At 73.9% G+C, this 12,805-nt stretch carries 13 protein-coding genes; 8 read left to right on the top strand and 5 right to left on the bottom strand.

Going from position 1 to position 12,805, the window contains the following annotated elements; all coding sequences use genetic code 11:
- Positions 1–56 precede the first annotated feature (56 nt).
- Positions 57–1,697 (top strand): tRNA (N6-isopentenyl adenosine(37)-C2)-methylthiotransferase MiaB, encoded by a 1,641-nt coding sequence (miaB, locus tag ACWAT2_RS09985; protein WP_402375291.1) that lies wholly within the window; start codon positions 57–59, stop codon positions 1,695–1,697.
- A gap of 13 nt (positions 1,698–1,710) precedes the next feature.
- On the opposite strand, the gene ACWAT2_RS09990 is transcribed toward miaB, so the two are convergent.
- Together ACWAT2_RS09990 and ACWAT2_RS09995 are read right to left on the bottom strand one after the other, a co-directional pair.
- Positions 1,711–2,172 carry a type III secretion system chaperone family protein gene (locus ACWAT2_RS09990; RefSeq protein ID WP_402375550.1) on the bottom strand — a complete coding sequence of 154 codons (462 nt, stop codon included), beginning with the start codon at positions 2,170–2,172 and terminating at the stop codon, positions 1,711–1,713.
- Positions 2,173–2,219: 47 nt separating this feature from the next.
- Complete coding sequence (locus ACWAT2_RS09995; protein WP_402375289.1) at positions 2,220–2,786, bottom strand: YbjN domain-containing protein; 567 nt, start codon at positions 2,784–2,786, stop codon at positions 2,220–2,222.
- 34 nt (positions 2,787–2,820) lie between these two features.
- Between ACWAT2_RS09995 and ACWAT2_RS10000 the strand changes: the two genes are divergently transcribed.
- A complete protein-coding gene (locus ACWAT2_RS10000) occupies positions 2,821–3,522 on the top strand; it encodes a hypothetical protein (protein WP_402375287.1) in 702 nt (233 codons plus the stop codon).
- Here the strand turns inward: ACWAT2_RS10000 and ACWAT2_RS10005 are convergent.
- Positions 3,435–3,911 carry a hypothetical protein gene (locus ACWAT2_RS10005; RefSeq protein WP_402375285.1) on the bottom strand — a complete coding sequence of 159 codons (477 nt, stop codon included), beginning with the start codon at positions 3,909–3,911 and terminating at the stop codon, positions 3,435–3,437. The genes ACWAT2_RS10000 and ACWAT2_RS10005 overlap by 88 nt on opposite strands.
- 221 nt (positions 3,912–4,132) lie before the next feature.
- Here ACWAT2_RS10005 and miaA point away from each other — a divergent pair, with 221 nt between their 5' ends.
- Together miaA and dapF are read left to right on the top strand one after the other, a co-directional pair.
- The gene (gene miaA, locus ACWAT2_RS10010) at positions 4,133–5,131 is read left to right on the top strand and encodes a tRNA (adenosine(37)-N6)-dimethylallyltransferase MiaA (RefSeq protein ID WP_402375283.1); all 999 of its coding nucleotides are present in this window, start codon (positions 4,133–4,135) and stop codon (positions 5,129–5,131) included.
- Positions 5,128–6,060, top strand: coding sequence for a diaminopimelate epimerase (gene dapF, locus ACWAT2_RS10015; protein WP_402375281.1), 933 nt, complete (start codon positions 5,128–5,130; stop codon positions 6,058–6,060). The genes miaA and dapF overlap by 4 nt, the downstream gene beginning before the upstream one ends.
- Positions 6,061–6,093: 33 nt before the next feature.
- On the opposite strand, the gene ACWAT2_RS10020 is transcribed toward dapF, so the two are convergent.
- Positions 6,094–6,699, bottom strand: coding sequence for a class I SAM-dependent methyltransferase (locus ACWAT2_RS10020; RefSeq protein WP_402375279.1), 606 nt, complete (start codon positions 6,697–6,699; stop codon positions 6,094–6,096).
- Between the two features lie 82 nt (positions 6,700–6,781).
- Here ACWAT2_RS10020 and hflX point away from each other — a divergent pair, with 82 nt between their 5' ends.
- The 3 genes from hflX to ACWAT2_RS10035 all read left to right on the top strand — a co-directional run bounded on the left by hflX (position 6,782) and on the right by ACWAT2_RS10035 (position 11,429).
- Positions 6,782–8,311, top strand: a complete 1,530-nt coding sequence (gene hflX / locus ACWAT2_RS10025; protein ID WP_449768916.1) for a GTPase HflX — start codon at positions 6,782–6,784, stop codon at positions 8,309–8,311.
- A 74-nt stretch (positions 8,312–8,385) separates the two neighbouring features.
- A complete protein-coding gene (locus tag ACWAT2_RS10030; RefSeq protein ID WP_402375275.1) occupies positions 8,386–10,437 on the top strand; it encodes an ATP-dependent DNA helicase in 2,052 nt (683 codons plus the stop codon).
- Positions 10,438–10,469: 32 nt separating this feature from the next.
- The gene (locus tag ACWAT2_RS10035) at positions 10,470–11,429 is read left to right on the top strand and encodes an L-lactate dehydrogenase (RefSeq protein WP_402375273.1); all 960 of its coding nucleotides are present in this window, start codon (positions 10,470–10,472) and stop codon (positions 11,427–11,429) included.
- 16 nt (positions 11,430–11,445) lie between these two features.
- On the opposite strand, the gene lexA is transcribed toward ACWAT2_RS10035, so the two are convergent.
- Positions 11,446–12,207, bottom strand: coding sequence for a transcriptional repressor LexA (lexA, locus tag ACWAT2_RS10040; protein ID WP_402375271.1), 762 nt, complete (start codon positions 12,205–12,207; stop codon positions 11,446–11,448).
- Positions 12,208–12,408: 201 nt separating this feature from the next.
- On the opposite strand from lexA, the gene ACWAT2_RS10045 reads away from it, so the two are divergent.
- On the top strand, positions 12,409–12,750 hold the full coding sequence (locus ACWAT2_RS10045; RefSeq protein WP_402375269.1) for a LysM peptidoglycan-binding domain-containing protein: 342 nt from the start codon (positions 12,409–12,411) through the stop codon (positions 12,748–12,750).
- The last annotated feature ends 55 nt before the right edge of the window (positions 12,751–12,805 follow it).

Below are 12,805 nucleotides of genomic sequence, written 5' to 3' on the forward strand. Positions count from 1 at the left end.
GTCCTGCGTCGGCAACGAATCGGTAACGACGTCCGGGCGCCGTATCCTGGGTGGCGATGTCCACCACCATGCCTACACCGCACCACACCGGCTCGCCCGTGCTCCCGGACCCCGGCGCCCGAACATACGTGGTCCGCACCCTCGGGTGCCAGATGAACGTGCACGACTCGGAGCACATGGCCGGCATGCTCGAGCAGGCCGGATATTCCCGGGCGACAGCCGCCGACGACGCCGCGAGCAACGCCGACGTCGTCGTGATCAACACGTGCGCGGTGCGCGAGAACGCCGCGACCCGCCTGTACGGGAACCTCGGCCAGCTCGCGAGCCTCAAGGCTGCCCGGCCCGGCATGCAGATCGCCGTCGGAGGCTGTCTCGCCCAGAAGGATCGTGGCGAGATCGTGACGAAGGCGCCCTGGGTGGACGTCGTCTTCGGCACCCACAACCTCGACGCGCTGCCGGTGCTGCTGGAGCGCGCCCGGCACAACGAGTCCGCCCAGGTCGAGATCGCCGAGTCCCTGCAGGTCTTCCCGTCGACGCTGCCGACCCGGCGCGAGTCCGTGTACGCGGGCTGGGTCTCGATCTCCGTGGGCTGCAACAACACGTGCACCTTCTGCATCGTGCCGCACCTGCGCGGCAAGGAGCGCGACCGCCGCCCGGGCGAGGTCCTGGCCGAGGTCCAGGCGCTCGTCGACGCGGGTGCCGTCGAGGTGACCCTGCTCGGCCAGAACGTCAACAGCTACGGCGTCGAGTTCGGCGACCGGGGCGCGTTCGCCAAGCTGCTGCGCGCCTGCGGCGAGATCGACGGCCTGGAGCGGGTGCGGTTCACCTCCCCGCACCCGGCGGCGTTCACCGACGACGTGATCGAGGCGATGGCCGAGACGCCGAACGTCATGCCGCAGCTCCACATGCCGTTGCAGTCCGGCTCCGACCGGGTCCTGCGGGCGATGCGTCGCAGCTACCGGTCGGAGAAGTTCCTCGGCATCCTCGACCGGGTCCGTGCCGCGATGCCCGACGCCGCGATCACCACCGACATCATCGTGGGCTTCCCGGGCGAGTCGGAGGAGGACTTCGCCCAGACGCTACGGGTCGTCGAGGCCTCGCGCTTCGGCTCGGCCTACATGTTCCAGTACTCGCCCCGCCCGGGCACCCCGGCCGCGACGATGGACGACCAGCTCCCCAAGGAGGTCGTCCAGGAGCGGTTCGAACGGCTCCTCGCCCTGCAGGAGCGCATCAGCGGCGAGGAGTCGGCCCGCCAGGTGGGCCGCACCCTCGAGGTGCTGGTCGCGGAGGGTTCGGGCAAGAAGGACGGCGCCACGCACCGCCTGAGCGGCCGGGCCCGTGACAACCGGCTGGTCCACCTCGCGCTGCCGGCGGGAACCGTGGCCGACGGCGACACCCCGGCCGACCAGCCCGCCGGCCTCGACGACCCCCGCCTCGCCGACCCGGCCGAGCTCGACCCGCAGCTGCCGCGTCCTGGCGACATGGTGACGGTCGAGGTCACGCGTGCCGCGCCGCACCACCTCATCGCGGACTCCGCCGTCGACGGCGGCACCTACGCCGTGCGCCGCACGCGGTCCGGTGACGCGTGGGTGCGGCGTGAGCGGGCGCGCCTCGGTGGCGGCGGGGACGAGCACTCGCACGGCGCCCCGGCGCCGGACGGACCCGTGGTGCTGGGCATGCCGACGCTGCGCGGCTGAGCGTCCCGAGCTGTCAGGAGGGCGCGGACGGGTCCGTCAGCGGACCGACGCTGGAGAAGAACTGGGCGGCCGTGACCAGGCCGCAGGACACGGTCTCCGCGAGCTGGGAGTCCGTCGCGCCGTGCTCCAGGTCGACCGAGACCTCGGTGTAGAGGGCCAGGCCGCCGCCTTCCGGGCGGGTGTAGACCTTCGGCCAGATGCGCTCGCGGTTCCAGTCGTTGCACGCCTGGAGGACGGCCGGGCGGGCGGACTCCGGCACCGTGCCGGCCCAGCGGCCGCGCACCTGGAGGATCTCGGACTCCTCGCCCAGCAGGAGGAACCAGAAGCGGTTGCCGTCCCACGTGCCGGTGATGTCGCCGTCGTCGTCGGTGCGGAACCGGTAGCCGCGCCGGGCCAGGTCGTTGCCCACACGGGCCAGGGAGACAGGTGTCGGGAGCGAGGGGCGAGCGCCGCCCTGGCCGCCCCGGCCCCGCAGGCGGGCGGCCTGGAGGACGGCGTCCGTGGCACGTCGCAGGGGGCCGCTCACGGTGCGCTCCGCAGCGGGTCGCCGAAGACCTCGTCGAGGTGCTCGAAGAACATGGCCGACGTGGACAGGCCGCACTGCAGGTGCTGGGCGAGCTGGTCGTCGTTCGCGCCGTGCTCGACGCTGACGGTGACCTCCGCGCAGACGACGATCGCGCCGTCGTCGCGCACGCGCGCGTACGTCTTGGGCCAGATGCGCTCGGCGTTCCACTCGTTGCAGATCTCGAGCACCTCGCCGAGCCGCTCGATGGTCGCCTCGCGGTGCCACTGGCCGCGGACCTGGAGCACCTCGCCGTCCGGGCCCAGCGGCAGGAAGTAGAAGAGCCTGCCGTGCCACAGCCCGCCGAGGTCGCCGTCGGTGTCGACGAAGTAGGTGAACCCCGACTGGTCCAGCCATGCGCTGATGCGTTCGCGGGAGACCGGCCCGGGCACGGCTCCCACGGCGTCGCCGACCGGTCCGGCGAGCAGGACGTTCCGGACGTCGGCGCGGAACTGGTCCGGCTCACCGCCCTCGGAGACCGATGGCGCGGACGACCTCGCGGCCCGACGTGATCCGAAGAACCTCACATGCCCACGCTACACGGCCCGGTACCGTGGGACGGTGCCCGTCCACGCCGTGGTCCTTCCCGCCACCGTCCTCCTCGTACCGGGCGCCGCCGGTCTCGCGCGGCCCGTCGACCGGTTGCGCCGGGCGGTGCGGGACGAGCTCGTCAGGGCCGTCGGTCCGGACGGGGCGTGGCCGGCCCGGTGGGGCGTGCTCGCGCCCGCCACCCGGACCGCCGTCGGGCGCCGCCGGCCCTCGCTGGGGGCCGCCGGGATCGCCGACCGGTGGGTCCCGGGCCTCGACCGGTGGCCCGCAAGGTCCGTGGCCGGCCGGGGTGGCGTACCCGCCTCGGTCGTGCAGCTCGTCCTGGGCGACGCCGTCGGCGCGGACGCCGCCGCGGAGGCGCTCGTCGTCGAGCTGGCGGCGGACGCGGACGACGCGTCGCTCGCCGGGGCGGCAGATGCGCTGAGCGCCTGCGACGTGCTGCTGGTGGCGAGCGGCGACCCGCGCGGCGAGGGAGCGTCGTCCTGCACGCCGGCCGTGGCGACCGTCCTGGACCGGCTCGCCCGGGCCGGTGGCTGGACGGCGACGACACGATCCGTCACCGCGGCCGGACCCCACCTGCCCGGCCGGTACGACGTGGTCACCTGGAGCGGGGTGGCACCGACTGATCAGGTCGCGGACGCGGCGAACCAGCCGACGCCCGCGAGCAGCAGCCAGAACCGCACGGTGCGCCCCACGAGGACCGTCGGGACGTAGACGGCCATCGGCACCCGCAACGACCCGGCGACGACGGCGATGATCATCAGCGGCGGGAAGCCTACGCCCGCGGAGGCGAGCAGCACCGCCGCGGTGAGGACCGGGCGCCCGGTGACCCGCTGCCGCCAGCGCTCGAACCCGCGACGCCACTTGTCCTGGGCGAGCTTGCGCTGCAGCCGGGGAGACTCCATCGAACGCGCGGCGGCGAGGTACCAGGCCACCTTCGCGAGGGTCTGGCCGACACCGGCCGCCACGGCGAGGCCGGCCACGAGGCCGGGGGAGGAGGCGGCGTCGGTGGCTGCGGCCAGCCCGCCCAGGTAGACCTCGATGCTGACGACCGGCACCAGCCCGGACAGCAGGCTCACGGCGAAGGTGGTCAGCAGCAGCACCCGCGGAGCGTAACCCGGGCCGGGGGATCAGGTGCCGTAGCGTGGGGCGACCTGGCAGCGGAACGGGTCGCCGCCGAGGTAGATCTCCCGGGGAGAGCCGGACGGGTGGCGTGCGTCTCGCGTGGCGGCGGCGCGCACGGCGTCGAACGCCCGCGGGCCACGGCCAGCAGATCCCCTGCCCCAGGGTCAAGGTCAAGGGCTGCTGCGGCTAGCGTGGACCCGTGATCGTCGCCGTCGTAGGACCAACCGCCACCGGGAAGTCGGACCTCGCGCTGGACCTGGCGCAGGCGTTGTCCGACGGCGTCCGCGGCGCTCGGCCCGTCGCCGCCGAGATCGTGAACGCGGACGCCTTCCAGCTCTACCGGGGCATGGACATCGGGACCGCGAAGGTGCCGCTCGCCGAGCGCCGGGGGATCGTGCACCACCAGGTCGACGTCCTCGACCCCGACGAGGACGCCTCGGTGGCGCGCTACCAGGCCGACGCCCGGGCGGACCTCGACGCCGTCGCCGGCCGAGGAGCACGGGCCGTCGTCGTGGGCGGGTCGGGTCTCTACGTGCGTGCGCTGCTGGACCACCTGGACTTTCCCGGCACGGACCCCGTGGTGCGGGCCAGGTTCGAGGAACGGGCCGAGTCCGAGGGTGGGCGCGTCCTGCACGCCGAGCTCGCCCGGCTCGACCCGGCGGCCGCGGACTCGATCGGCCCGGCGAACACGCGGCGCGTCGTCCGGGCGCTGGAGGTCATCGAGATCACCGGGCAGCCGTACACCGCGAACCTGCCCCGGCAGGAGTACGTCCGACCCGCCGTCCAGATCGGCCTCGACTGCGACCGCGAGACGCTCGACACCCGGGTGGCGGGACGCGTGGACCGCATGTGGGAGGCGGGGCTGGTCGACGAGGTGCGTGCGCTCGCCGCGCCGCACCAGGGCGGGACCGGCCCCGGCCTCGGCGCCACGGCCGCCCGTGCGGTCGGCTACGCCGAGGTGCTGCGCTGGTTCGCCGGGGAGCGGACCGAGGACGAGGCGCGGGCGGACGTCGTGGCCAACACACGCCGGCTGGCCCGCAAGCAGATGGGCTGGTTCGGCCGCGACCCCCGCGTCCGGTGGCTCGACGCGGGCTCGCGGAGCCTGCTCGACGAGGCTCTCGCCGTCGTGCGGGCCGCCGACGCCGGCGAGCTGTCTCCGCCGGGCGAGGGACCGGTACGCCGTAGTCTGGGCTCATGACCTTGCGCTTCACCAAGGGCCACGGGACGCAGAACGACTTCGTCCTGGTCGCCGACACCCGAGGAGACCTCGACCTCACCCCGGACCAGGTGCGGCGCCTGGCGGACCGCCGCGCGGGCATCGGCGCGGACGGCGTCATCCGCCTCGCTCCGACGGCGGCGCTCGCCCGCGCCGGCGAGGCGACGGCCGACGCCGTGCTCGGTGAGGAGCCGGGCGCGATCTGGTTCATGGACTACCGCAACTCCGACGGCACGGCGGCCGAGATGTGCGGCAACGGGGTGCGGGTGTTCGCCGCCTTCGCCGAGAGCCTCGGGCTGGTCGACCTGTCCGGCGGCGACGAGCTCGCTCTCGGCACCCGCGGTGGCGTCAAGCGCGTGCGCAGGGAGCCGAACGGCTGGTACGCGGTCGACATGGGGCCGTGGACGTACCCCGGCGGCCAGGAGGCCGTGGAGTCCGGAGCCGACGCAGCAGTCATGACCGCCGGATGGGACGCCCCGCGCCCCGCGCTCAGCGTGGACCTCGGCAACCCGCACACCGTCGTCGCCCTGTCCCGGCCGGCGGAGCTCGACGCGCTGGACCTCACCCGCACACCCGCCGTCGACCCCCTGCCGCCGCACGGCACCAACGTCGAGCTCGTCGTGCCGCTCGGCGAGGAGACCATGCCCGACGGCGTCACCGCCGGCCGGGTGCGCATGCGCGTGCACGAGCGGGGCGTGGGGGAGACGCGCTCGTGCGGCACGGGTGCCTGCGCTGCGGCGCTCGCGGTCCGTGCCTGGGCCGCGCACGGGGCCGCCGACCCCGACGAGGTCCCGACCACGTGGTTCGTCGAGGTCCCCGGCGGGGAGGTCCGGGTGCGGCTGCTCGACGGCGGGCACGTCGAGCTCGCCGGTCCGGCCGAGCTGGTCTTCAGCGGAGACGTCGAGCTGTAGCCTGCGCCGCTCCGGGCCGGACCCGGGCGCTCGTCAGCGGGTGGAGTGCAGGACGCGGAACCCCTTGGACGACGTGACCCGTTCGGTCGGCAGGTCGAGCTCCGCCTCGATCCAGCGGGCCAGGGAGTCGGAACCGAGGTTCTTCTGGACCACCAGCCAGGCCCCGCCCGGCGCACCACCCGGGACCAGGCGCGGGAGCCACCTGCGCAGCATGTCGTGCAGCACCTGCTTGCCGACCCGGATCGGCGGGTTCGACCAGAGGGCGGCGAACCGGACGTCGTGGGGCACCTCGTCCGGCGTGACGGCACGGACCCGCCCGGCGACCCCGAGCCGCTCCGCGTTGCGGCGCACCAGGTCGAGCGCACGGAGGTTGACGTCCACCGCCCACACCGTCGCGCCGGGGGCCCGCAGCGCCATCGTGAGGGCGATGGGGCCCCAGCCGCAGCCGAGGTCCAGCAGGTCGCCCGCCGGCGGCGCCGGGACCTCGCCGAGCAGCACCCGGGTGCCCTTGTCGAGGCCGCCGGGAGAGAAGATGCCGCCCGCCACCTCGACCTGCGTGGCGGTGCCCGCCAGGTCGACGGCGACCAGCCGTCGCTCGGCGTCGGAGGCCGGCTCGGCCGTGAAGTAGTGGTCGCTCACGCACGCATCGTAAATCCCTTCGGCCGGGACGAATCCGCGTGGGATCCTTGTTGCACCCACGTACCCCATGGAGAGGACCGTCTTGACCCACATCCCGACCGATCCCGAACAGACCACCGCCGCCACCGGACCGAGCGCGTCCCGTGACGCGCAGTCGATCGCGAACGACGTCGTCGCGCGGGTGCTGGCGCGGGCCGGGACCGCTCGGGCCGAGGGCACGACGGTCCACGCCGCCCACGACGGGGACCAGCTCGACCTCGCCGAGCGGGCCGCGCTGCGGCGCGTCGCCGGCCTCTCGACCGAGCTCGACGACGTCACCGAGGTCGAGTACCGCCAGCTGCGCCTCGAGAAGGTCGTGCTCGTGGGGCTCTTCCCGGGTGGCGAGGCCGCGGCACGCGAGGCCGACGTCTCCCTGCGCGAGCTCGCGGCGCTCGCCGAGACGGCCGGTTCCCAGGTGCTCGACGGACTGCTGCAGAAGCGCGCCAAGCCCGACCCCGGCACGTTCCTCGGCTCCGGCAAGGCCGCTGAGCTTGCCGAGATCGTGGCGGCGTCCGGCGCGGACACCGTCGTGGTCGACACCGAGCTCGCGCCGTCCCAGCGGCGTGCGCTGGAGGACATCGTCAAGGTCAAGGTGGTCGACCGCACCGCCCTGATCCTCGACATCTTCGCCCAGCACGCCAAGTCCCGGGAGGGCAAGGCGCAGGTCGAGCTCGCCCAGCTCGAGTACCTCCTGCCGCGTCTGCGCGGCTGGGGCGAGTCGATGTCCCGGCAGGCCGGTGGCCAGGTCGGCGGGGCGGGAGCCGGCATGGGCTCGCGCGGACCCGGTGAGACCAAGATCGAGCTCGACCGCCGCCGCATCCGCAACCGCATGGCCAAGCTGCGCCGGGAGATCGCGGCGATGGCACCCGCCCGGGAGACCAAGCGGCACGACCGCAAGCGGCACGCGATCCCGAACGTGGCGATCGCGGGCTACACCAACGCCGGCAAGTCGTCGCTGCTCAACGCGCTGACGGGCGCCGGGGTGCTCGTGGAGAACGCGCTGTTCGCCACCCTCGACCCGACCGTTCGCCGGTCCCGGACCGAGGACGGCCGCGTCTTCACCTACGCCGACACCGTCGGGTTCGTCCGGCACCTGCCGCACCAGCTCGTCGAGGCGTTCCGGTCCACGCTCGAGGAGGTCGGCGACGCCGCCCTGCTGCTGCACGTCGTCGATGCCTCCCACCCGGACCCGGAGGGCCAGATCGACGCCGTCCGGGAGGTGCTCGCGGAGATCCCCGGCATGGACGACGTGCCCGAGGTCGTGGTGCTCAACAAGGCCGACGTGGCCGACCCGACGGTCGTGGGCCGCATCCAGCGCAGGGAACGCCGCACGGCGGTGGTCTCGGCGCACTCGGGCGAGGGCATCGCCGAGCTCCGCGCGCTGATCGCCGACACGCTGCCGCGCCCCGCGGTCGAGATCGACCTCGTGGTGCCGTACTCGCGCGGCGACCTCGTCCACCGGGTCCACGAGAACGGCGAGCTCGCCGGGGAGGAGCACCTCGCCGACGGCACGCGCCTGCGCGGCCGGGTCGACGCGGCGCTCGCCGCGGAGCTGGAGGGCGTGGCGCTCTGAGCCGGGCGGCCGCCGTCGTCCGTGTGCTGTGGACCGGGCACCCGCGGCGCCTCCCGCGCCCGTAGGATCGTCCGGTGAACTCGTCCGCCTCGTCCGCAGAACCCGCCGAGCAGCCGCCCGAGGTCACCGAGCTCCTCGACCTCGCCGTGGCGGCCCTCGGCGGGTCGCGGCGCGAGGGCCAGGACCGGATGGCCGAGGCGGTCACCGACGCCGTGGAGTCCGGTCGGCACCTCCTCGTCCAGGCGGGCACCGGCACGGGCAAGTCTCTCGGGTACCTGGTACCCGCCGTCCGGCACGCCGTCACGGCCGGCGAGCGCGTCGTGGTCTCCACCGCGACCCTCGCGCTGCAGCGTCAGGTGATCACCCGTGACCTCCCCCTGGTCGCCGACGCCGTCGCGCCGCGGCTGGCACGGCCGCCGCGCGTCGCGCTGCTCAAGGGCTGGCACAACTACCTCTGCCGGCACAAGGTCACCGGCGGCTATCCCGTCGACGGCGCCACGCTGTTCGACCTCCCGGCCGACCCCGGCCCTGGCGAGGGTTCGTCGGCCGAGCAGCACCCCGCGGCGGCGCCACGGGGCCGGTCCGACGACGGCGCGCGGCTGGCCGACCACGTCCGGCGGCTGCACGAGTGGGCCCAGGAGACCGACACCGGTGACCGGGACGACCTGGTCCCGGGCGTGCCGGACCGGGCCTGGCGGCAGGTGTCCGTGACGTCGCTGGAATGTCTCGGGCAGCGCTGCCCCCTGATCGACGAGTGCTTCGGGGAGCAGGCGCGGAACACCGCGCGCGAGGCCGACGTCGTGGTGACCAACCATGCGATGCTCGGGATCGCGGCGTCCGGCAACACCAACGTGCTGCCGGAGCACGACGTGCTCGTGGTAGACGAGGCGCACGAGCTGGCCGACCGGATCACGGCGGCGGCGACCGTGGACCTGTCCGGAGGCACGGTGGAGCACGCCGCCCGGCTCGTGCGCCAGCACGGCGGGACGCTGACCGACGACCTCGACGCCGCCGCACGGTCGCTGGCAGAGGTCCTCGCGCGGGTCCCGGCGGAGCGTTACTCGCAGGGCCTGCCCGGCGAGCTGCAGACCGCGGTCGAAGCGGTCCGCGACGCCGCCCGGACGCTCCTGAGCGACGTCAAGCCGGATCGGGGGGCTGAGCCGGACGCCGGCCTGAAGATGGCGCAGTCGGCCCTCACACAGCTGTTCGAGGTCGCCGAGCGCATGGCGGCGGAAGACACGAGCGCCGACGTGCTGTGGTGCTCGCGCCCCCCGGCCGACGCGCCGTGGGGCGACGGGGTGGGCCGGCTGCACGCCGCGCCGCTCGCGGTCGCGGGACTGATCAGCACCCAGCTCCTGGGCGAGCGGACCGGTGTGCTCACGTCGGCGACGCTGGCCCTCGGCGGCACGTTCGACCCGGTCGCCCGGTCCCTCGGCCTCGCGGCCTCGACGGGCGAGGACGACGCCGTCTGGCGTGGGCTGGACGTGGGCAGCCCGTTCGACTACCGCAAGCAGGGCATCTGCTACGTGGCCAAGCATCTGCCCGCCCCGGGGCGCGAGCCGACGACCGAGGCCCAGCTGGACGAGATCGCGGGACTCGTCGAGGCGGCCGGGGGTCGGACGCTCGGGCTGTTCTCGTCCCGGCGGGCGGCCACGGCCGCCGCCGAGGCGATGCGCGAACGGCTGGACGTCCCGGTGCTCTGCCAGGGGGACGACCAGCTGCCCACCCTGGTGCAGCAGTTCGCGGCCGACCCGGCGACCTGCCTGTTCGGCACGCTGTCGCTGTGGCAGGGGGTGGACGTGCCGGGTGACGCCTGTCGGCTCGTGATCATCGACCGGGTACCGTTCCCGCGACCGGACGACCCCGTGAAGGCGGCACGTGCCCGAGCCGTCGAGCAGGCCGGTGGCAACGGGTTCATGCAGGTGGCCGCGACCCACGCGGCGCTCCTGCTCGCCCAGGGCGCGGGCCGCCTCATCCGGTCGACTGACGACCGCGGCGTGGTGGCCGTGCTCGACCCCCGGCTCGTCACCGCACGCTACGGCACGTTCCTGACACGGTCGATGCCGGACTTCTGGCGCACGACCGACACCGAGCTGGTGCGCTCCGCGCTCCGGCGGCTCGCGTAGCGCCCCGCACGGGCGCGACCTAGGCTGACCGGGTGACAGCACCTCGCAGCAGGACCAAGATCGCCGTCGTCGGTGCCGGTGCGGTGGGGGCCACCCTCGCCTTCACGGCGCTGGCGCGTGGTACCGCCAGGACGGTCGCCCTCCTGGACGTCAACCGGGCCAAGGTCGAGGCCGAGGTGCTCGACCTGCAGCACGGCGGGATGTTCGTCCCCCAGGCCGAGGTGATCGGCTCGGACGACGTCGAGGTGTGCCGCGGCGCCGACGTCGTGATCGTCACCGCTGGAGCGAAGCAGCGGCCGGGACAGTCTCGACTGGACCTCGCGGAAGCGACCATCTCGCTGACCCGCAAGATCCTCCCGGGCCTCCTCGAGGTCGCGCCCCACGCCATCTTCCTGATGGTGACCAACCCGGTCGACGTCGTGACGTACGCGGCACAGCAGATCTCCGGGCTGCCGCCCGAGCGGGTCTTCGGCTCGGGCACGGTGCTCGACTCGTCACGCCTGCGCGGGGCGCTCGCACAGCACTGCGGGGTGGCGACGGCGAACGTGCACGCCTACATCGCCGGCGAGCACGGCGACTCCGAGATCGCGCTGTGGAGCTCCGCCCGCATCGCCGGGGTGCCGCTCCTGGAGTGGGAGGCGCTCCCGGGCCGCCCGCCGCTCGACGACGCCACCCGGAAGGTGATCGCGCGCGACGTGGTCGAGTCCGCGTACCGCGTGATCGCCGGCAAGGGGGCGACCAACTACGCGGTCGGGCTCGCCGCGACGCGGATCGTGGAGGCGGTGCTCAACGACGAGCACCGTGTGATGCCCGTCTCCACCCGGATCGAGGACTTCCACGGGATCAGGGACGTGTGCCTGTCCCTGCCGACGCTGGTGGATGCCCGGGGCGCGACGACCGTCGTCGACACCCCGCTGTCCGAGCAGGAGGTGGCCGGCCTCCGATCGTCGGCCGCGAGCGTGCGGTCGGTGCAGCAGCGATTCGGGCTCTAGCCGCAGCGCGTCGAGGTCACAGGCTGCGCAGGACGGCGACCACCCGGCCGAGGACCTGTGCCTCGTCCCCGGAGATCGGGTCGTACGCGGAGTTCTGGGGCATCAGCCAGGTGTGACCGCCGGTCTGCTTGAACGTCTTGACCGTGGCCTCGCCGTCCAGCATCGCGGCGACGATCTCACCCTGCTCTGCGACGTTCTGGCGACGGACCACCACCCAGTCCCCGTCGCAGATGGCCGCGTCGATCATCGAGTCGCCCGCGACCTTGAGCAGGAAGAGCTCACCGTCACCCACGACCTGGCGGGGGAGCGGGAAGACGTCCTCGACGACCTGCTCGGCCAGGATCGGCCCACCGGCGGCGATACGACCGACGAGCGGCACGTAGGACGGCGTCGCGACCTCGCTCTCGGACCCGTCCGGGGTCGGCAGGCTCGACGACGCGACCGGTGAGCCCGCGGTGGAGGCCGCTCCGTTGCCCGCCGAGGGGTCCACGACCTCCATCGCCCGCGGACGGTTAGGGTCGCGGCGCAGGTATCCCTTGCGCTCGAGCGTGGTGAGCTGATGCTTGACCGACGACGGGCTGGCCAGGCCGACGGCCTCGCCGATCTCCCGCATCGTCGGTGGATAACCGCGGCTCTCGACCGAGGCGCGGATCGTCTCGAGGACCCTTCGCTGGCGCGGGGTCAGCCGGTCCGGACCGGTGGAGATCTCGGAGACGGACGCGAGCGTGCCGTCGTGCGTACCGGACCCGGCGCCTTCGGTCTCGCGTGTCGTCGTCATGTGTCTCTCCCGTCAAGAACCAGACAAACCTGTCATCGCTCCCGTCAGAGTAGGGCAGATCCGCACCGACATCAAACATCTGTTCGAGATCTCTCGACGCGTGTCGGGTCGCCGTGATACCAATGTGTACAAGCGTTCGACGAACATACGTTTGACGGACAGGTGTTCGAGAGGCCCGTGCGGCTCCGGGAGGGCGAAGCAATGGCATCGATCGCAGTGGTCTCGCAGGCCGCGGGCTTCCTGGGCCTCGGTGGCCTACGCCTCACGGTTCGCGGGCGCCGTGTGCTCGTCGCCCTGGCGGTGCTTCTCCTGGCCGTGCCGGCCGTCGCCTGGGGTGCCAGTGCCGTCGCGGACGCGCCGGACCGTGCGCAGGAGGTGCGGCTCGAGACCGTGGCGCCGGGCGAGACGTTGTGGGAGTACGCGCGGTCGGTGGCGACCCCGGGCGAGGACCTGCGGGACGTCGTCGCCGCGCTGCAAGAGCTGAACGGGCTGGGCGGCGCGGAGCTCAGGGCGGGGCAGGTCCTGGTGCTGCCGCTCGACTAGCGGCACGTGGTGTTGCACCGAGGGCTGGCTGGCGCATACTTTCGTCGGGCAGCTG

The organism is Isoptericola sp. GX10416, assembly GCF_056590155.1.